The following is an 18,659-nucleotide window of genomic DNA, read 5'->3' as shown; positions in this document are numbered from 1 at the left end:
TGATATTCAGGTTGGAAAATAAGCTGAAATTGTACGGCTTTAACAACCTCACAAAAACACTTAGCTTCAACATCTATGATGTGAGCTATGCAAAAAGTGAGCGGGAGCAAAAAGACTATATTGCCTATATCGATGAGCAGTACAATTCTGAGCGTTTGACAAATATTCTTTATGAGGTTACCAAAATTATTGGTGCACAAATATTGAATGTCAGCAAACAGGATTATGATCCACAAGGTGCGAGTGTGACAATCCTTATTACAGAGGAGTCACTCCCAGTTGCCGTAATAGATGAATCTTGTAATCTTGGCGAAATCGATATTTTAAAAACCCGGGATTCCGTTGTTGGCCATTTAGATAAAAGCCATGTCACTGTCCATACGTATCCTGAGTATCACCCGGATAATTCAATTGCCACTTTCCGTGTCGATATCGAAGTATCTACCTGTGGGGAAATTTCCCCATTGAACGCTTTGGATTACTTAATCGGCAGCTTCGATTCGGATATCATTACGACCGATTACCGTGTAAGAGGATTTACACGTGACAATAAAGGGAAGAAGTTATATATGGACCATAAAATGACATCTATCCAAGATTATATTGATAGTGAAACGCTTCAAAAGTACGATGCCATCGATGTAAACGTTTATCAATCCAATATTTTTCATACAAAACTGCTAATTAAAGATATCAATTTGCAAAATTACCTTTTCAATACGGATGTGTATGAAATACCACCGAAGGAAAGGCTGAACATTACAAACAATTTACGCAAAGAGATGATTGAAATATTCAGCGGTTCGAATATATATGAAGAGTGAGAGGAAGAAAAATGGACATTCTTTCACAACAGAAGGCCCCGATCATGGAAGCCTTAAACAAATACAAAAAAATGCGTGTCGTTCCTTTTGACGTTCCTGGCCATAAACGTGGCAGAGGTAATGAGGAACTGACCGCTTTTTTAGGCGAGAATTGCATGACAGTTGACGTTAACTCCATGAAGCCGTTGGATAACTTAATCCATCCAGTTTCTGTCATTCGGGAAGCTGAAGAGCTTGCGGCTGAAGCATTCGGTGCAAAGCACGCCTTTTTCATGGTGAATGGGACTACTTCTGCCGTACAAGCGATGGTCATGACCGCATGTAAGGCAGGGGAAAAAATCATCATGCCGCGTAATGTGCATCGAAGCGCTATTAATGCACTTATCTTAAGCGGAGCTGTCCCCGTTTATGTCAACCCAGGTGTTAATAAAGAGCTTGGTATTCCCCTTGGCATGGCCGTTGAGGATGTAAAACAAGCAATCCTTGAAAATCCTGATGCTAAAGCAATTCTTATTAATAATCCGACGTATTACGGAATCTGTTCGAATATGCAGGCAATCACGGATCTCGCCCATAGCCATGGAATGCTTGTCCTTGTGGATGAAGCCCATGGTACGCATTTCTATTTTAGTGACGAACTTCCTGCCTCTGCAATGTCGGTCGGAGCCGATATGGCTTCCGTCAGCATGCATAAATCTGGTGGTTCACTGACTCAAAGCTCATTATTATTGATCAATAATGAAGTGAGTGAAGGGTATACAAGACAGATCATCAATTTGACACAAACGACTAGCGGCTCATATTTACTGCTCTCTTCTTTAGATATTTCAAGGAAAAACCTTGCATTGAATGGCAAGGAAATTTTCCATAAAGTCGGCCAAATGGCACAGTATACCCGGGATGAAATCAATAAAATCGGCGGGTACTATGCGTTTTCTGAAGAGTTACGGAATGGTGACACAATTTACGATTTCGATACGACAAAGCTTTCCGTCCATACACTTGATATAGGATTAGCTGGGGTCGAAGTATACGACATTCTTCGTGACGAATACGACATCCAAATCGAATTTGGGGATATCGGCAACATTCTTGCATACATATCAGTCGGAGACCGTCGATTGGATCTCGAGAGGCTTGTATCTGCCCTCGCGGAGATTAAAAGGCGTTACAGCAAAGATAAAAGCGGATTATTCGATCATGAATATATCAACCCGCAAGTCGTCTACACACCCCAAAAAGCGTTTTACGCACCCAAGGAGACGCTACCCATTAATGAGAGTGCAGGTCGAATCGCAAGCGAGTTCGTCATGGCCTACCCTCCTGGCATACCGATTTTAGCGCCAGGTGAAATGATCACTCCTGAAATTTTGCAGTACATCCAATACTGCAAAGACAAAGGCAGCTTCATGACAGGTACGGAAGATAGCAAAATTGAACATATCAATGTTTTGAAGGAGACTGAGCAATGAATTTATGGTTTGTGGAAAATCATTCACCGAACGTTCAATTTTCGATGAGAGTCATTGAACATCTTTACACTAAGAAAAGTGAATACCAGAAAATCGATGTACTGCAAACCGCTGAATTTGGCAGAGTCCTGACATTGGATGGGTATGTCATGGTCACTGAAAAAGACGAATTCATATACCACGATATGATTACACATGTACCGATGGCAACAAATCCAAACATTAAAAAAGTACTTGTCATCGGTGCTGGTGATGGCGGGACAGTAAGGGAATTGACGAAGTACGAAACAATCGAGCATATCGATATGGTTGAAATTGATGAGATGGTTGTTGATGTTTGTAAGGAGTTCATACCTCAAACTGCTTCCAAATTGGATGACCCACGTGTCCATCTATACTTTGAAGATGGCTTGAAATTTGTCCGTTCCCGTGAAAACGAATACGATTTGATCATCGTCGATTCGACAGATCCCTTCGGACCAGGCGAGGGACTATTTACAAGGGAATTTTACGGTAACTGTTACAAGGCATTAAATGAAGACGGTATACTGGTCAATCAACACGAGAGCCCTTTTTACGAAGAGGATGCACTTGGTATGCAGCGAGCACATAAACGGATCACTGGATTCTTCCCCGTCTGTAAAGTGTATCAAGTGCATATTCCGACGTATCCATCCGGTCATTGGCTATTCGGTTTTGCCTCTAAAAAGTACGACCCGATCAATGACTTGAATGCAGATGCATGGAATCAGCTTGGACTGCAAACGAAGTATTACAATACGGACATTCATGTCGGTTCGTTTGCTTTGCCGAATTACGTAAAGGAGCAATTAAAAGATGTTGAATAAAAACATTGAAACTTTCATCGGATGCGATAACGAATATGATGAATCACAAATCGTCATTTTTGGTGCCCCATTCGATTCGACCACATCATTCCGACCAGGAACACGCTTTGCAAGTAAAGTGATGCGTGGCGAATCATTTGGAATTGAAACATATAGCCCTTATCAGGACAAGGACCTTGAAGACATCAACGTATACGATGGTGGGGATCTTGAACTGAGTTTCGGTAATCCTGAAAAGGCATTAGGCCGAATTGAGGAATATACTCGAAAAGTAGTCGAAGACGGCAAAGTCCCTTGTATGATCGGTGGCGAGCATCTTGTTACGCTTGGCGCAATTCGCGCTGTTGCAAAACAATATCCCGATCTGCACGTCATCCAATTTGATGCACATGCCGACTTGAGGGATGAATACCTTGGAGAACAGTTGTCCCATGCAAGTGTCATTCATCGGGTTTGGGACATTTTAGGCGACAATCGAATTTTCCAATTTGGAATCCGTTCCGGTGACCGGAGTGAATTCGAATGGGGCCGTAACCATGTCTTTACGAATAAATTCAACTTTAACGGTCTTGAAGATGTTGTTGAAAGATTAAAAGGGAAACCAGTTTATCTAACAATTGACTTGGATGTCTTAGATCCTTCTGTTTTCCCTGGAACAGGAACTCCTGAAGCCGGTGGTGTAAGCTTCATGGAGTTATTGAATGGTATTTTAACAGTGAGCGGCCTTAACATTGTAGGTTGCGATGTAAACGAACTCTCCCCGATTTACGATCAAAGCGGTGTTTCAACAGCGGTTGCTTGTAAAGTATTGCGGGAACTATTATTAGCGGTTTATAAACAAAATTAAGAGGGGTGTTTCGATTGGGTAAAGCGTTAATCATTGGAGCAGGTGGAGTTGCAAGTGTAGTTGCACATAAATGTGTTCAAGTTCCGGATGTATTTGAAGAAATTTGCATCGCAAGCCGTACGAAATCAAAATGTGATGCATTGAAGGAAAAGCTTGACGGAAGAGGGACAAAGATTCAGACGGCACAAGTCGATGCAGACAATGTTGAAGAACTGATTGAACTCATCAATGAATTCAAACCTGAAATCGTCATCAACGTCGCACTTCCATACCAAGACTTGACAATAATGGATGCTTGCCTCGCTACAGGAGTTCACTATTTGGATACTGCGAACTATGAACCACTTGATACGGCAAAATTCGAATATAAATGGCAGTGGGCATATCGTGAGAAGTTCGAAGAAGCGGGTCTAACAGCAATTCTTGGATGCGGTTTCGATCCAGGTGTAACAGGAGTCTTTTCCGCTCATGCACTAAAACATCATTTCGATGAAATCCATACAATTGATATCGTTGACGCGAATGCGGGAGACCACGGTTATCCATTCGCAACAAACTTCAATCCGGAGATCAATATACGTGAAATCACGGCAAACGGCCGCTATTGGGAAAACGGTGAGTTCATCGAAACTCCTCCACTTTCCGAGAAACGTGTTTATGACTTGCCGGAAATCGGTCCTAAAGATGTTTATCTTCTTTACCACGAAGAATTGGAGTCACTTGCTCAAAACATTAAAGGAATCAAGAAAATCCGTTTCTGGATGACGTTCTCAGAAAAGTATTTGACACATTTAAGAGTGCTTGAAAATGTCGGTATGACTTCTATCGAGCCAATCAACTTTGAAGGTCAGGAAATCGTGCCATTACAATTCTTGAAAGCGGTTCTTCCTGATCCGGCTTCCCTCGGGCCACGTACAAAAGGAAAAACAAACATCGGTTGTATTTTCCAAGGTACGAAAGATGGCGAAGAGAAGACTTACTACGTTTACAACGTATCCGATCACCAAGAGTGCTACCGTGAAGTTGGTTCCCAAGCGATCTCCTACACAACTGGTGTTCCAGCAATGATTGGAGCAATGCTATTGATGAAAGGCGAATGGAAAAAACCTGGCGTTTATAACGTAGAGGAATTCAATCCAGATCCATTCATGGAAGCATTGAACGAATACGGTTTGCCTTGGCAGGAAGACTTTAATCCTGAACTGATCGATTGATAGGAGGTATGCAACAAATGAAAATAAATTTCGATCCACACGCAGTCCCCTCCCCTTCATATGTAGTGGACGAGGGGCTGTTGATCAAAAACTTGGAATTACTGAAGTCGGTAATTGACAGAACAGGCTGCAAAATTTTATTGGCTCAAAAAGGTTTTTCGATGTTCTCCGTCTATCCACTTATCGGACAGTATTTGAACGGGGTGACTTCAAGTGGATTACTGGAAGCCAAATTGGGCTTTGAAGAAATGGGAAAGGAAGTACACACATACTCTCCTGCCTATTCGGAAACAGATTTCGATGAAATCCTATCTTATTCCGATCATCTCGTCTTCAACTCTTTCGACCAATGGAGACGGTTCAAGGACAGGGTGAAAAACCATCCAAAATCGATTGAATGCGGCATCCGGATAAACCCGGAATATTCCGAGATTGAAGTCGATATGTATAACCCTTGCTTCGCATTTTCACGATTCGGAGTGACGCTTGAGAACTTCGAGCCTGAAGAACTTGAAGGCATTAGCGGCTTGCATTTCCATACAATGTGCGAACAGAATTCCGACACACTTGCGAGGACTATTAAAGTTGTGGACGAAAAATTCGGCAAGTATTTGAAAGGCATGAAGTGGATTAATTTCGGCGGCGGTCATCATATTACCCGTCCCGATTATGACATTGAAACACTTATCGAATCGATACTTTTCATGAAAGAAAAGTATGGACTAAAAGTCTATTTGGAGCCAGGTGAAGCTATTGCTTTAAACACTGGATTCTTAGTAACGACTGTATTGGATACGATGCAAAACGGTATGCCAATTGCTATCGTTGATACTTCAGCTTCCTGCCATATGCCTGACGTATTGGAAATGCCTTATCGTCCTGAAATTATTGGATCCGGAAAGCCAAACGAAAAATCGATTACCTATCGACTTGGCGGTCCAACTTGCCTTGCCGGAGATGTCATCGGCGACTATTCGTTTGAACAGCCGTTAACTGCAGGAGATAAGCTTGTATTTACCGATATGGCCCATTACACAATGGTGAAGAACAATACTTTCAATGGCATGAGCTTACCTGCAATTGTATTGAACACCGTAAATGACGGCCCGAAAGTGATCAAAGAATTCGGTTACGAGGACTTTAAAGAACGTTTGTCATAAAATTTAAAGGGTTAGTCTATCGCTTCATTTGAGATAGACTAACCCTTTACCTATTCCTATATAGTGGGATGAATTTGTTATACTGTGCTTATATCTTCAAGGTTAGATGTACCGAAAACTAATAATAATATAAACACCAGTAAAATAATTCGATTCAAAAACTTTCCTGTATCAAATTCTTGTTGTCCGAACATCTGATCCATCACTCCTTTTCTTGCTTTGTCAAATTCATACCTTCCAATAAATCTGTTAATGTTACATCACTGTTTTCCTCAAGAAATTTTGCCAACCGATCTTCTTTCGGCTTTTCGGTTGATTTGAACTGACCTATCAATGATACCGTAACGATTGGAGTATCCCTAAAAAGCTGAACAGAATCGACTTTCAGTTTACCGATTAAAAGGAGGGATGCGGCAATGATGTCCAGATCCTTTCCTTTTAGTAGATCACTTATCGAATATGATTGACCGGAATGCTGATTATTCATGCGCACACACCCTTGGCTTTCCTCTTCTTAGTGTATGGATAAGTTTCGTCTATTGTTCTTTACAAGCAATAGAAAAAGCCTGAAACGCACGTCTTTGACGGTCCCTTCGTTTCAGGCTTTTTCTCACTTTATGTTATTCATCACCTAAAAGCATGTTCAGAAATTCTTCAGATACATATGTTTTATTGCCACCGATAAGTTCAGGCGCAACTGCAAATTGACGAATGCTTTTATTTAATCCGTACGACTTCGTGCCTCGGGTAATTGTAAATGAACGGTTCTCGCTTTCTTTAGTAAGAATTGCCCCACTCACTTCTCCACGTGATAAAACTAAATAGCCAAGCTCCTCAGCAACCTTACGAAGAGGAATCATTCTCACGTCACCCTTCATGTAATGATCTTTTTCAATGATATCCATAACAATTCTGTATGTTTCTGTGTCTAATCTATCTAAAGCAATGATTTTGGTTGGTGGTGTTTGCGGTGGTAAACTTCTTGTCGTAATTGTGTAAAAAACGACTAATTCTTTTCCTTTAAGATCTGCTTGTTGAATTTTTCTGCCTTGCTGATTCAACAATACTGTTTCTTCCCCAATGTTCAATTTCAATTCACCGTCTAAACTAAGGAAAGTTTCATCAAACTTCGCTACTTTCACGCTGCCCGCATGTTCTTCATCCATTACAAAGAATAGCTCAGGCGTAATTTGGGCCGGGTATATCAAAATCATAGGCTTGTATTTATCGTAATAGCCTTCGACTTTCATCCCTTTTTTCAACTTGTCAACTCCATAGCTTTCCGCCTTCCCGCTATGGAATAGAAGTGTATCATTTGTAATCATGAAGTTCGTAATAATTCCTTCTTCACCTTCCACAGTTACCATCCGAGCATTTTCGCGGTTCTCGATATTTGTAATTACCCCTGTAGCCTTCATGTACACAGAAGCATCCTGTACGTCTTCCTTCACCACGTGGATTACATCCTCTTTTGCCTGAACAGAATACGTAGTTACCCATGTGGAACTCGCTAAAAGCGCTGTTAACGCAACAGCTCCAATTTTCTTCATCTCTTTATCTCCTCCGTTGAATATTCAAAGAGTTAGACGGAAAAGATTGCTAATGGTTACAAATATTTTATGAGTACCCTATTTTTTTATTTTGTCCAGCTATCATTCCACTTGCAAGCAATGCGAGTGATCCAACCAAGAAGATGAACATCGAGCTTGTCCAAGTTGTTGTTAGATCATACAGGAAGCCGAAAAGTACTGGTCCGACTGCTGCAAGTAAATAACCGAATGATTGTGCCATTCCTGATAGATTCGCAGCCTCGGTATGAGTATCGGTTCGAAGAGTAAAAAACATCATTGCAATGCCAAATGCTGCCCCTCCAGCGATACCAATTGCAATCATCCATAGGGGAATCAATACCGATCCGTCTACTAGTACCCCTCCATAACCGATGAGAAATAAAGCGGCGACACCAACGACAGCGATACGCTGATCTTTCAATCTTCCAACAAGGATGGGGGTGATAAACGTCATCGGCAATTGCGCCAATTGCAACAGAGAAAACATCCAACCTGCCTTTTCGGCAGTCAATCCGTTTGTAACAAGTATTTCCGGCAACCAAGCAGACGTCGAATAAAATAGCATAGACTGCAAGCCCATAAAACATGTAACTGCCCAAGCTATAGGAGAAAGCCAAAATGAATTTGATGTAGCTTTCATGATTGGTTTGACATCTGATACAGTTGCAACCCTATTTTTCAATTGGGGCAACCATAATAACAATGCTACCACTGTGAGTATCGACCAAATTCCAAGTGCGCCTTGCCAACCGAAAGCGGTTCTCTCAGTAATAGGAACACTTACTCCCGAAGCAATTGTTGCCGATATATTCATGGAGGCAGAGTAAAAGCCTGTCATCAATCCGATATGTAGTGGAAAGCTCAATTTCAACAAACTTGGTAATAAAACATTACCAAATGCAATGGCCACCCCAATGAGAAATGTACCAATAACTAAGAATGTGATGGACCCAAACGATCTGATCACAATTCCCAACGTCAATAAGCATAATGAACAGAATAAAGTGATTTCCATTCCGAACCGTCTCGATAGCCAAGGAACGACTGGAGAAATGAGTGCAAATGCCAATAAAGGAATTGTCGTTAAAAAACCTGCTAAAACATTCGAGATTCCAAGGCTATCCCGAATCGGTGCGATAATTGGTCCAACCGAAGTCAAAGGAGAACGTAGTGTCGCAGCGATGAAAATAATTCCGATAATCAGCAACCAAGTTCGCTTGCTGAAACTCAGTTTTTTTGAATGATATATATCTTTCTCAAGCTTCAACTAAATGCCCCCTATAAAAATTTGGAACGCTATTCGAGCATACCATATAATTTCACTATTAGACTTCTTTTAAATTATAAAAACGGACCCCACATTCCGTGAGATCCGCTTAATCTGGTTTAATCTTAAAGGTTATAGAGTGCTTGGTATATGCAAGACGGATGCTAATAGTCCAATCGCATGATTAATTTCGTCTTCGGTCACCGTCAAGGGAGGTAGCAATCGAATGACGGAAGGACCCGCCTGAACAACAAGTAAACCAGCTGCCTCTGCTTGACGAATAAAAAGCGTAACATCCTCTTTGCAATCAATACCGATTAACAATCCTTTGCCTCGGACTTCATATGTTGTTGGCAAAATTTCAAGAAGCTTTCCTTTTAAATAATCCGATTTATGTTGAACCTCTTCCAAGAAACTATTATCAAAGATATGATTCACAACTGTCTGTGCAACCGAGACTGCGAGTGGGTTCCCACCAAATGTCGTTCCATGAGACCCAGGTCCGAATGCCTCGAATAAATCTGACGTTCCAAGCATTGCCCCGATCGGGAACCCCCCTCCGAGTCCTTTTGCAAGCGTCATAATATCCGGCATAAGCGAGGTTTGCTCATAAGCATAACGCGTTCCCGTCCTGCCAATTCCCGTTTGCACTTCATCTACAATGCATAAGATACCTTTTGACTTACAAATATTCGTAATTGCATCTGCGAATTCGGCAGTGACCTCATGAACTCCTCCTTCACCTTGAATCACTTCAAGCATGATTGCAGCAACATCATCACTAATTGCTGCTTCAAGTGCAGCCGGATTATTGAATGGAACAGTTCGGAACGATTCAAGCATCGGACCGAATCCTTGCTTTATCTTCTCTTGGCCAGTTGCCGACATCGCTCCGAACGTACGGCCATGGAAGGATTGCTCGAATGTGATGATGACATGTTTCCCTGTATGCTTTCTTGCAAGTTTTATAGCGGCCTCATTCGCTTCCGCCCCGCTGTTGCAAAAGAACGCATGGGCGAACTGGGTATCTTTTGCAAGTTTTTCTGCAAGCTTTTCTTGTTCCGGACTTTCAAAAAGATTAGATACATGCCAGAGCTTTTCACTCTGATATTTTATCGTTTCGACAATTGCCGGATGTGCGTGCCCAAGGCTGTTAACAGCTATACCGCTTATGAAATCGAGATACTCCTTACCTTTGTCATCCTGGACAATCGTTCCTTTTCCACTCACAATGTGGATTTGCCGCCTCGAATAGTTATTGAATAAAAAGCTCAATTCAGCACCCCCTCATACGCAATAACCGTGCCAGTCACAAATTGATCTACAATTTGAACCGACGGAATACCCGCATCGAGGCAAGCAATTGCGGCGTTCACTTTAGGGATCATGCCCCCATATATATCCCCATCTCCTATCCATTTGGCAATCTGGGTTGGAGAGACTGTCTGCTGAATTTCGCCACCAATCTTTATCCCTGATGTGTCCGTTACAAGAAGAAGACTATCAGCTCCAATGGCAAGCGCCAAAAAGCTTGCAACCGTATCAGCATTAATATTGAGCGCATTTCCATCAATCGTAGAACCGATGCAGGAAATCACTGGTACAATCTGAGCAGCAAGTAACTTTTCGATCATATTGCTATTCACCGATTGAATATCTCCAACGAATCCATATTTTTTTTCATCTAAAACGGAGCACTCCAACAATTTGCCATCGAATCCGTTAAGGCCGATCGCTTCGATGCCATTCTTATTCAATTGATGGACAAGGGATGTGTTCACGTCTCCAATCAATACCTGCTTGACTATTGCTATGGATTTTTCACATGTAACCCGGATACCATTGTCAATTACCGATTCAATACCGTTCTCCTTCAAAGCCTTATTGATGAACGGACCCCCGCCATGGACGATGATAATTTCTTTCCCCTCATTCCTCATCTCGTGGAACTTCAAGAAGAATTCATCACTTAAACGCTCAAGCATACTTCCACCTAATTTGAAGACTATCCGTTTATGATCGGTATGATGCATTGATTTGGACGTAGTCATATGTCAAATCACACCCCCATGCAATTCCATGCCCGCTTCCTTTGTTCAAATCTACATAGATTTTCACTTCAGGTTGTTTTAAGTAAAGAAGCAGCTGCTCTTCCGAAAAAATAACAGGTTCGCCGTCTTTTACAACCAATGTTTCACCAATTTTAATCGAAATTCCTTGTGGGTCCACTGATGCACCGCTATACCCAACCGCAGCAATGATTCTTCCCCAATTCGCATCACATCCAAATACCGCTGTTTTCACAAGAGGAGACCCTACAACCGTTTTTGCGATCTTTCGAGCTTCGAGATTGGATACCGCCCCATTCACTTCCACTTCGATTAATTTTGTCGCACCTTCCCCGTCCTTTGCAATCATTTTTGCAAGATCTTGGGCAACGGCGTGTAAAGTATATAGGAAAGCGTTCCAGTCAGGATGTGCTGGAGTAAGGGAAGAATTTCCAGCCATCCCGTTTGCAAGAACAAGTACCATATCATTTGTAGAAGTGTCCCCGTCTACTGTTATGGAGTTAAACGTAATGTCTGTCACTACCTTCAATGCTTCCTGCAAATGAACAGACTCGATTTCTGCATCAGTCGTAATGAAGCCTAACATCGTCGCCATATTCGGCTCGATCATTCCTGATCCTTTCGCTGTGCCTGCTATCATGACCTCTTTACCATCTATTTCAATACGGTAGACAGTATTTTTCATAACAGTGTCTGTAGTTAATATCGCTTGTGAAAATTGAATCGAGCCTTCCAAGCTGTCAACTGGAATCAACATTTCGATGCCTTTCAACAAAGGCTCCATATTCAATTTTTCACCGATTACCCCTGTTGAAGCAACACCGACCAAATCCGATTCAATTCCGAACTTCTGGGCAGTTTTCTCCTGCATAGTCAATGCATCCAACATCCCTTGTTTCCCTGTACATGCATTTGCGTTACCGGAATTAATAATTATTGCTTGCATCTTCCCTTTTTGTACGACTTCCTTCGAAACAATAAGGGGTGCTGCTTGAATGGCATTCGTTGTAAAAACCCCTGCTACACTCGCTGGAACTTCGCTCAGTAAAACTGCCAAATCCTTTTTTTTATGTTTTAATCCACAATGGATACCGATTGCTTTGTATCCCTTCGGCGAAGTGATATTTGTTCCCGAAACGTGTTTTACCTGTTGGATGGCAACTACCATACATTTTCCTCCTCATTATATGAATAACGGAACTTGATTCAACCCCGCTGTCTCTTTTAACCCTAATGATATGTTCATATTTTGAATCGCCTGACCCGCTGCGCCCTTCACTAAATTATCTATAACAGAAACAATTGTGGCCCGGTTCGTCCGCGGATCTACTTTCACGTGAATATCACAGAAATTCGTGCCATACACTTGCTTCGTGCAAAATTTGGGCGTATCAGTCATGACACGGATGAACGGCCGCCCGTCATAATACTCCTTAAGACAGTTGATGAGCTTCTTTTCTGTAACGTCCTCCATTAGAGGCGCATAGCTTGTTGCCATTATCCCTCGCGTCATCGGAATGAGGTGAGTTGTGAATGTCACAGGTGTTTTTTTGTTGCCAAACTGTTCAATTCCCTGTTCAATTTCAGGGATATGTTGATGTTGATTAATTTTATAGATTGATAGATTTTCATTTGTCTCACTGAAATGCCTCATCGGTCCGGGTGTGTTCCCCGCTCCTGACACTCCGCTTTTCGCGTCGATAATCAGCCCTGTTGGATTGATCAGGCATTCCTTAATAAGTGGCAATAAAGAAAGAAGGGCTGCTGTTGGGTAACAACCCGGATTTGCGATTAACTCAGCCTTCCGGATTAATTCCGTATTCCATTCAGTCAAGCCGTATACACTTTGCTCAACAGCTTCCTTTGGAGCGGGAGTCTTCATATACCAATGCTCATAGTCGTTGGTATTCTTCAATCTGAAATCACCCGAAAGATCGATTATCTTCGGTCCCTTACCTATCAGTGGGGGCAATAATTGGCTTGTTACCCCTGACGGCGTACTTGCAAATAGGACGTCATAGTCGCTTAACTGCTCTTGATCGATTTTTAATAGAGGTTGATCATACAAATTGGTTGTATGAGGATACTTCGATGAAAATACTGTCCCCTCTTCAGAAGATGTGTATAAATCGATTACCTGAACTTTCGGATGTTGATGCAATAACCGCATCAATTCAAGGCCCCCGTAACCGGTAGCTCCAATGATTCCAATCTTCATATCCTCACTCCTTTTACCATTAAAAGTAGTATACTCATGCATAAATATAAAGTCAACTGCATTTTTATAAATATTTTTTGCTGTTTTAATGCACACCTGATGAATTGAAGTTTTGAATTGAGAGAGAGTGTGTTATAATTTTGTTATTATCAGGTACTAATATTAGGTATTAGCTTTTAAGGAGGATATATCGTGGATTTATTAAAACTTAAAGGAAAGAATATTGTTGTTATGGGCGTGGCGAATGAACGCAGCCTTGCGTGGGGAGTTGCAAAATCTCTATTTGAGGTTGGTGCAAATGTCATCTTCACATATCGTAAGGAACGTTCCCTTGCGAAACTTGAAAAAGCATTGGAAAGCAATGGTCTGGAACCGAAAATGATCGTACAATGTGATGTCAATGAGGATGAAAGCATCCAGCAAGCTTTCTCGTCAATCGGTGAAAAACTTGGCACAATCCATGGCGTCGTTCATTCGATCGCATTTGCACATGCTGAAGATTTAAAGAATGATTTTGTTGAAACGACAAGAAGCGGCTATGCATTTGCACAAGATTCAAGTTCTTATTCACTTGTTGCAACAGCGAGGGAAGCCCGTCGTTATATGACAGAAGGCGGCTCAATCATTACGATGAGTTATTTGGGTGCTGAACGCGTTCTTGACGGATATAACGTCATGGGCGTAGCGAAGGCTGCACTTGAAGCGTCTGTACGCTACTTAGCAAATGACCTTGGAAAAGACGCAATCCGTGTGAATGCGATTTCTGCAGGTGCTGTACGTACGTTGTCAGCAAAAGGTGTTCCATCCTTCAATAAGATCTTAGGTCAAATTGAAGAGAAAGCTCCTTTGAAGCGCAATATTACGAATGAAGAAGTTGCGAAGATGTCTATCGCAATGTTAAGCGACCTATCGAGCGGAGTGACTGGTGAAGTAATTTACGTTGATGGTGGATATCATATTATGGGATGAAAAAAGGAGCCTGATAGCTCCTTTTTTACTCCCCAATCTCTCTCATCAACGTTTTATTCCCCTTCGTCAATATATTTTCATAGTCGATATACTCATATATATCATCCGCAATTTTATGACTGAACATCGTTAGCTCCTGGACGGTCAATTCCTCAATCGCCTTCTTCTCCGCGTCGCAATAAATGATAATCTTCCCCACTATTTCATGTGCATCACGGAATGGTGTCCCTTTGCTAACCAAATAATCCGCCACTTCGGTCGCATTCAGGAATCCTGCTTTAATTGCAGCCTTCATATTCTCCGCATTCACTTTCAATGTATCGATCATCTTAGACATAATCTCCATGCAGTCAAGCACTGTATCAAGCGCATCGAAAAACTGCTCTTTATCTTCCTGCATGTCCTTGTTATATGTTAGTGGAAGACCTTTTAACGTCGTCAATAAGGCGAAAAGTGAACCGTACACCCTTCCCGTCTTCCCACGGATCAACTCAGCTGCATCTGGATTTTTCTTCTGCGGCATAATGCTGCTGCCCGTCGAATAAGCATCCGCCATCGTAATGAATTTGAATTCCTGGCTGCTCCATAAAATCAGCTCTTCACTCAATCGGCTTAAATGCATCATGATGATCGAGAAATCGGACATGAGTTCAAGCATATAATCGCGGTCGCTCACTCCATCCAAAAAGTTATCGACCGGTTTTGCAAAGCGTAGAAGTGCTGTTGTCACCTCTCGATCGATCGCATGTGTCGTGCCAGCAAGCGCACCGCATCCTAAAGGGTTTTCATCTAATAATTTTAGTGCATTCCCAACACGTTTCTTATCACGTTTGAACATTTGCTCATAAGCGCCTAAATGATGACCAAAAGTTACGACTTGCGCGCGTTGCAAATGCGTATACCCCGGCATGATCACATTATTGTCCTTCGCTTTCGCATGTAATGAATCAATTAAGGTTTGAAGTCCATCCATCACCTCAACCGCTTTATTCTTTGCATATAACCGCATATCAACAGCCACTTGGTCATTCCGGCTGCGAGCTGTATGAAGCTTTTTACCTGCCTCACCAATTCGCTCCGTCAAATGCACCTCCACGAAAGAATGGATATCTTCATAATCCCCTTCAATCACTAATACCCCGGATTCAATGTCATCTAAAATCGATTCGAGTCCTTGAATGAGTAAGTCCCCTTCTTCCGGAGTCAGCAAATCACCATGAACAAGCATACTAACATGTGCAAGGCTACCTGCGATATCCTCTCGAAATAGTCTATGATCAACCGGTAATGATGTATTGAATTGCTCCATTATTTTATCCGCGCGACTTGTAAAACGTCCTCCCCAAAGCTTCATGTCTAATCAACCTCCATTATGTATTTTTATTCATTTTATTGTATTATAATGATTTGACCTGCGTATTGCAAAGCTTTCCAAAACAATCCTCAAATTCTTGATAGTCTTGCAGCTTGGTGATATGCTTGAATAACTGACTGCAAAAGAGTGATGAAATTGACAAATTATTGTACTAAACAACACTATACGGTTTATTCCCACTAACCCTTGACAACAATATGTCAGGGGTTTTTGTTTCCCCGGGGAAAAAATGAGTTTGGAGGCAAATAAATGACAACAAAACAAAACCATTCCATCGCTTCTGTATTTGCAATATGGATTAGTTTAATGAGCAATATTGTTTTGACTGTGTTAAAAATCCTTGTTGGTGCCCTTTTCAACAGTCCTGTTTTACTGGCAGATGGCTTCCATAACGCCGGTGATGTCGTTGCGTCTGCCGCTGCTTTAACCTCTATGCGGTATTCACAAAGACCCGCGGATGAAGACCACCCTTATGGCCATGGAAAAGCAGAAGTTATCGGTTCAGGGATTGTTGCAATTATTCTTGCCATCGCCTCCATCTATATCGGTTATGAAGCTGTTAAGACTTTTTTTGAGGAGCCAGCAAAAGCAAGTGTCATTGCTTTGATTACCGCAATCATCTCTCTCGTCTGGAAGCAGGCACTATATATTTATACAATGCGTATCGGAAAGAAAGTGAACAGTAAGGGGCTTATTGCAACTGCCTATGACCATCTTGCGGATGTATACGCTTCTCTTGCTGCAGTCATCGGAATCGGTTTGGCACTAATTGGTGATGCGTACGATATTTCTTTCCTTTCGTACGGTGATCCGTTCGCAGGTGTGATTGTCTCCATTCTTGTTCTTAGACTTGCCTACGAAATTGGGAAAGAAGCAATGGATATTTTAATGGAAAAGAATGTATCGGAAGATCGCCTGAGAGAATTTGCTGCCCTAATTCGCACGATTCCTGAAGTGAAACGGATCGACCGACTTCGTGCGCGTGAACATGGACATTACGTTCTTGTCGACCTACGAATCGGCATTCCAGGAACGATGACGATTCAAGAAGGACATGATATTTCAAGTAATATTCGAAATTTGATAATTGATGAGCATACCGACGTAGATGAAGTGCTAATTCACTTGAACCCTTGGTATCCGGGGGAATAAATGGGCAAAATATACTCGATTTACGGTATACTGAAGAGTGAAAAGGAGTGTCTCTCATGTTAAAAGAGAAAATTGAGCAATTGGTATCGAATAACGAACCTTTATTCCCAATTGAAAAAGAATATGCTGTCAAACAAGGGTTATATAATGAAAACGTTGAAGTTGATTATAAAGGATGGAGCTTTACCGTCATTGAAAGATGCCTGAAAGAGACAGAAGAAGTAATTAAAGAGGAACATGGGACTTTCATGAATGAACCGGTTTCCTATTTTTCAAGGAACATCGATGAATTTGTTTATGTCGAATCAAGTATCTTCGAAACAATAGGAGTTGACGGCATCGCGTTCGAAACGGACGATGTTTTCCTGACATTTACGGTTTTATTTGGATTGAAAGTACAGAAAAAATGGGGTCCTTTCCTAAAGGATTATTTGGCCGCAAATGTCGGATCTAAGACATATAGTGCCATGTTTTCCGATAAAGACGGGCTTTGGGATGTAAATATCCCCCTCGACCAGTTGGATGGTTTTAATACTGAAATGCCAATTACAGATGCAATGGACCTTGCCTATCGATTCATCTTCAACCTTCTTGTAGCAATTGAGGCTGCAAATTGAAACATGCATTTGAGGTTTTGAATAAGGAATTCATCTACACGTATGTCCGACAAGTGGATGAACATGATTTATGCCGTTTGGAAATGCGGTCATTCTTTGGCAACGACAGCCCATCAAACGTCATAAAAAGCAAAGTGGAAATCGATCCAAGCAGAAGCCCTTTCATGAAGGAGCGCTTGGAAGTAATTTTTTCCGGAAACGACTTGAATGAATTAAAAGGACATGCCTCGGATTTTGTCACTAATAAAACATTCAAAGTAACTTGCCTGAACTCGATTGCCCTTGATACAACACCAAAACTCCATCATCCGGAAAGACGTTCTATTGAGCGGGAAATCGGTGAACTGATTCAAGGGGAAGCCGATCTTTTAGAGCCAGAAGTTAACTTTGGAATCGTTTTATTGGATGAAGTTTGGTATTTCGGCCTTCTCCAGGAAAGTGAGCCCATTTGGCGATTCCATATGAAAAAGCCCCATATGTATTCCACTGCGCTAAGCACACGTGTTGCTCGCGCTGTCGCAAATATTGCAGTCCCTCACCCTGAAGGAATACGCGCAATCGATCCTTGTTGCGGAATCGGAACCGTTTTGGTTGAGGCCCGCTCTATGGGTATCGACATCGTCGGAAGGGACATCAACCCACTCGTTTGTCTTGGCTCAAGAAAAAACCTTGCGTACTTCGGGTTGGAAGGTGAAGTTGTCATGGGCCCTATATCCGAAGTGACAGATACATATGATGCTGCGATTATCGACATGCCGTATAATTTGTTTACACATATAACTGCAGAAGGACAGCTGGACATTTTAAGAAATGCCAGACGGATCACTTCCAAGTTAGTTGTTGTCACGATTGAACCAATGGATCATATGATCACTGAGGCAGGGTTTGAGATTGTGGATCGATGTATAGCGAAAAAGGGGACATTCGAGCGGCAGATTGTTGTTTGTGAGTGACGAGAACCTTTATAAATATGTAAAACAGCTTGCTTTGGACGCGTAGTGGCTCGCTTTGGACGCGGAACGGCTTGCTTTGGACGCGTAGCAGCATAATTACAAA

General features: G+C 41.9%; 18 protein-coding genes. 10 read left to right on the top strand and 8 right to left on the bottom strand.

Going from position 1 to position 18,659, the window contains the following annotated elements:
- Positions 1 to 11: 11 nt before the first annotated feature.
- The 6 genes from speD to nspC are packed head-to-tail and all read left to right on the top strand — an operon-like array spanning position 12 to position 6,365.
- Positions 12 to 824, top strand: a complete 813-nt coding sequence (gene speD, locus NSQ43_RS08520; protein WP_339249268.1) for an adenosylmethionine decarboxylase — start codon at positions 12 to 14, stop codon at positions 822 to 824.
- An 11-nt stretch (positions 825 to 835) separates the two neighbouring features.
- Complete coding sequence (locus tag NSQ43_RS08515; protein WP_339249265.1) at positions 836 to 2,296, top strand: aminotransferase class I/II-fold pyridoxal phosphate-dependent enzyme; 1,461 nt, start codon at positions 836 to 838, stop codon at positions 2,294 to 2,296.
- Entirely contained in the window at positions 2,293 to 3,144 is an 852-nt protein-coding gene (speE, locus tag NSQ43_RS08510) for a polyamine aminopropyltransferase (protein WP_339249262.1), read from the top strand. Before NSQ43_RS08515 ends, speE begins: the two co-directional genes overlap by 4 nt.
- Positions 3,134 to 3,991 (top strand): agmatinase, encoded by an 858-nt coding sequence (speB, locus tag NSQ43_RS08505; protein ID WP_339249260.1) that lies wholly within the window; start codon positions 3,134 to 3,136, stop codon positions 3,989 to 3,991. The genes speE and speB overlap by 11 nt, the downstream gene beginning before the upstream one ends.
- 14 nt (positions 3,992 to 4,005) lie before the next feature.
- Complete coding sequence (locus tag NSQ43_RS08500) at positions 4,006 to 5,205, top strand: saccharopine dehydrogenase family protein (RefSeq protein WP_339254720.1); 1,200 nt, start codon at positions 4,006 to 4,008, stop codon at positions 5,203 to 5,205.
- 17 nt (positions 5,206 to 5,222) lie between these two features.
- Positions 5,223 to 6,365, top strand: coding sequence for a carboxynorspermidine decarboxylase (gene nspC, locus NSQ43_RS08495; protein ID WP_339254718.1), 1,143 nt, complete (start codon positions 5,223 to 5,225; stop codon positions 6,363 to 6,365).
- A gap of 202 nt (positions 6,366 to 6,567) precedes the next feature.
- Here the strand turns inward: nspC and NSQ43_RS08490 are convergent, their stop codons facing one another.
- The 7 genes from NSQ43_RS08490 to argC form a co-directional block, all read right to left on the bottom strand.
- Positions 6,568 to 6,852 (bottom strand): hypothetical protein, encoded by a 285-nt coding sequence (locus tag NSQ43_RS08490; protein WP_339254716.1) that lies wholly within the window; start codon positions 6,850 to 6,852, stop codon positions 6,568 to 6,570.
- A gap of 133 nt (positions 6,853 to 6,985) precedes the next feature.
- Positions 6,986 to 7,915 (bottom strand): stalk domain-containing protein, encoded by a 930-nt coding sequence (locus NSQ43_RS08485; RefSeq protein WP_339254714.1) that lies wholly within the window; start codon positions 7,913 to 7,915, stop codon positions 6,986 to 6,988.
- A 67-nt stretch (positions 7,916 to 7,982) separates the two neighbouring features.
- Positions 7,983 to 9,203: an MFS transporter gene (locus tag NSQ43_RS08480; RefSeq protein ID WP_339254712.1), complete on the bottom strand. Its 1,221-nt coding sequence runs from the start codon at positions 9,201 to 9,203 to the stop codon at positions 7,983 to 7,985.
- 132 nt (positions 9,204 to 9,335) lie between these two features.
- Entirely contained in the window at positions 9,336 to 10,478 is a 1,143-nt protein-coding gene (locus NSQ43_RS08475; protein ID WP_339254711.1) for an acetylornithine transaminase, read from the bottom strand.
- Positions 10,475 to 11,254, bottom strand: coding sequence for an acetylglutamate kinase (gene argB, locus NSQ43_RS08470; protein ID WP_339254709.1), 780 nt, complete (start codon positions 11,252 to 11,254; stop codon positions 10,475 to 10,477). The genes NSQ43_RS08475 and argB overlap by 4 nt, the downstream gene beginning before the upstream one ends.
- Positions 11,217 to 12,440: a bifunctional ornithine acetyltransferase/N-acetylglutamate synthase gene (argJ, locus tag NSQ43_RS08465; protein ID WP_339254707.1), complete on the bottom strand. Its 1,224-nt coding sequence runs from the start codon at positions 12,438 to 12,440 to the stop codon at positions 11,217 to 11,219. The genes argB and argJ overlap by 38 nt, the downstream gene beginning before the upstream one ends.
- Before the next feature lie 15 nt (positions 12,441 to 12,455).
- Positions 12,456 to 13,490 (bottom strand): N-acetyl-gamma-glutamyl-phosphate reductase, encoded by a 1,035-nt coding sequence (gene argC / locus NSQ43_RS08460; RefSeq protein WP_339254705.1) that lies wholly within the window; start codon positions 13,488 to 13,490, stop codon positions 12,456 to 12,458.
- Between the two features lie 231 nt (positions 13,491 to 13,721).
- Between argC and NSQ43_RS08455 the strand changes: the two genes are divergently transcribed.
- The gene (locus tag NSQ43_RS08455; protein ID WP_339254846.1) at positions 13,722 to 14,459 is read left to right on the top strand and encodes an SDR family oxidoreductase; all 738 of its coding nucleotides are present in this window, start codon (positions 13,722 to 13,724) and stop codon (positions 14,457 to 14,459) included.
- Between the two features lie 25 nt (positions 14,460 to 14,484).
- Here NSQ43_RS08455 and argH read toward each other — a convergent pair whose 3' ends face one another.
- A complete protein-coding gene (gene argH, locus NSQ43_RS08450; RefSeq protein ID WP_339254703.1) occupies positions 14,485 to 15,813 on the bottom strand; it encodes an argininosuccinate lyase in 1,329 nt (442 codons plus the stop codon).
- A gap of 270 nt (positions 15,814 to 16,083) precedes the next feature.
- Between argH and NSQ43_RS08445 the strand changes: the two genes are divergently transcribed.
- The 3 genes from NSQ43_RS08445 to NSQ43_RS08435 are packed head-to-tail and all read left to right on the top strand — an operon-like array spanning position 16,084 to position 18,556.
- Positions 16,084 to 16,986, top strand: coding sequence for a cation diffusion facilitator family transporter (locus NSQ43_RS08445; RefSeq protein WP_339254701.1), 903 nt, complete (start codon positions 16,084 to 16,086; stop codon positions 16,984 to 16,986).
- Between the two features lie 56 nt (positions 16,987 to 17,042).
- Positions 17,043 to 17,603: a branched-chain amino acid aminotransferase gene (locus NSQ43_RS08440; RefSeq protein ID WP_339254700.1), complete on the top strand. Its 561-nt coding sequence runs from the start codon at positions 17,043 to 17,045 to the stop codon at positions 17,601 to 17,603.
- Positions 17,600 to 18,556, top strand: a complete 957-nt coding sequence (locus NSQ43_RS08435) for an RNA methyltransferase (RefSeq protein ID WP_339254698.1) — start codon at positions 17,600 to 17,602, stop codon at positions 18,554 to 18,556. Before NSQ43_RS08440 ends, NSQ43_RS08435 begins: the two co-directional genes overlap by 4 nt.
- Positions 18,557 to 18,659: the final 103 nt, after the last annotated feature.

The sequence above is a fragment of the Sporosarcina sp. FSL W8-0480 genome (assembly GCF_037963765.1).
In the GTDB taxonomy this organism is placed as follows: domain Bacteria; phylum Bacillota; class Bacilli; order Bacillales_A; family Planococcaceae; genus Sporosarcina.
The sequence above is the reverse complement of the archived record's forward strand: the minus strand, read 5'-3'. Positions and strand labels throughout refer to the sequence as shown.

Excerpts from the sequence above, each read along its gene's own strand:
- NSQ43_RS08515 (WP_339249265.1), top strand. The coding sequence starts at position 836 with ATGGACATTCTTTCACAACAGAAGGCCCCGATCATGGAAGCCTTAAAC.
- speE (WP_339249262.1), top strand. The coding sequence starts at position 2,293 with ATGAATTTATGGTTTGTGGAAAATCATTCACCGAACGTTCAATTTTCG.
- speB (WP_339249260.1), top strand. The coding sequence starts at position 3,134 with ATGTTGAATAAAAACATTGAAACTTTCATCGGATGCGATAACGAATAT.
- nspC (WP_339254718.1), top strand. The coding sequence starts at position 5,223 with ATGAAAATAAATTTCGATCCACACGCAGTCCCCTCCCCTTCATATGTA.
- NSQ43_RS08490 (WP_339254716.1), bottom strand. The coding sequence starts at position 6,852 with ATGAATAATCAGCATTCCGGTCAATCATATTCGATAAGTGATCTACTA.
- NSQ43_RS08485 (WP_339254714.1), bottom strand. The coding sequence starts at position 7,915 with ATGAAGAAAATTGGAGCTGTTGCGTTAACAGCGCTTTTAGCGAGTTCC.
- argB (WP_339254709.1), bottom strand. The coding sequence starts at position 11,254 with ATGACTACGTCCAAATCAATGCATCATACCGATCATAAACGGATAGTC.
- argJ (WP_339254707.1), bottom strand. The coding sequence starts at position 12,440 with ATGGTAGTTGCCATCCAACAGGTAAAACACGTTTCGGGAACAAATATC.
- argC (WP_339254705.1), bottom strand. The coding sequence starts at position 13,490 with ATGAAGATTGGAATCATTGGAGCTACCGGTTACGGGGGCCTTGAATTG.
- NSQ43_RS08455 (WP_339254846.1), top strand. The coding sequence starts at position 13,722 with ATGGGCGTGGCGAATGAACGCAGCCTTGCGTGGGGAGTTGCAAAATCT.
- argH (WP_339254703.1), bottom strand. The coding sequence starts at position 15,813 with ATGAAGCTTTGGGGAGGACGTTTTACAAGTCGCGCGGATAAAATAATG.
- NSQ43_RS08445 (WP_339254701.1), top strand. The coding sequence starts at position 16,084 with ATGACAACAAAACAAAACCATTCCATCGCTTCTGTATTTGCAATATGG.
- NSQ43_RS08440 (WP_339254700.1), top strand. The coding sequence starts at position 17,043 with ATGTTAAAAGAGAAAATTGAGCAATTGGTATCGAATAACGAACCTTTA.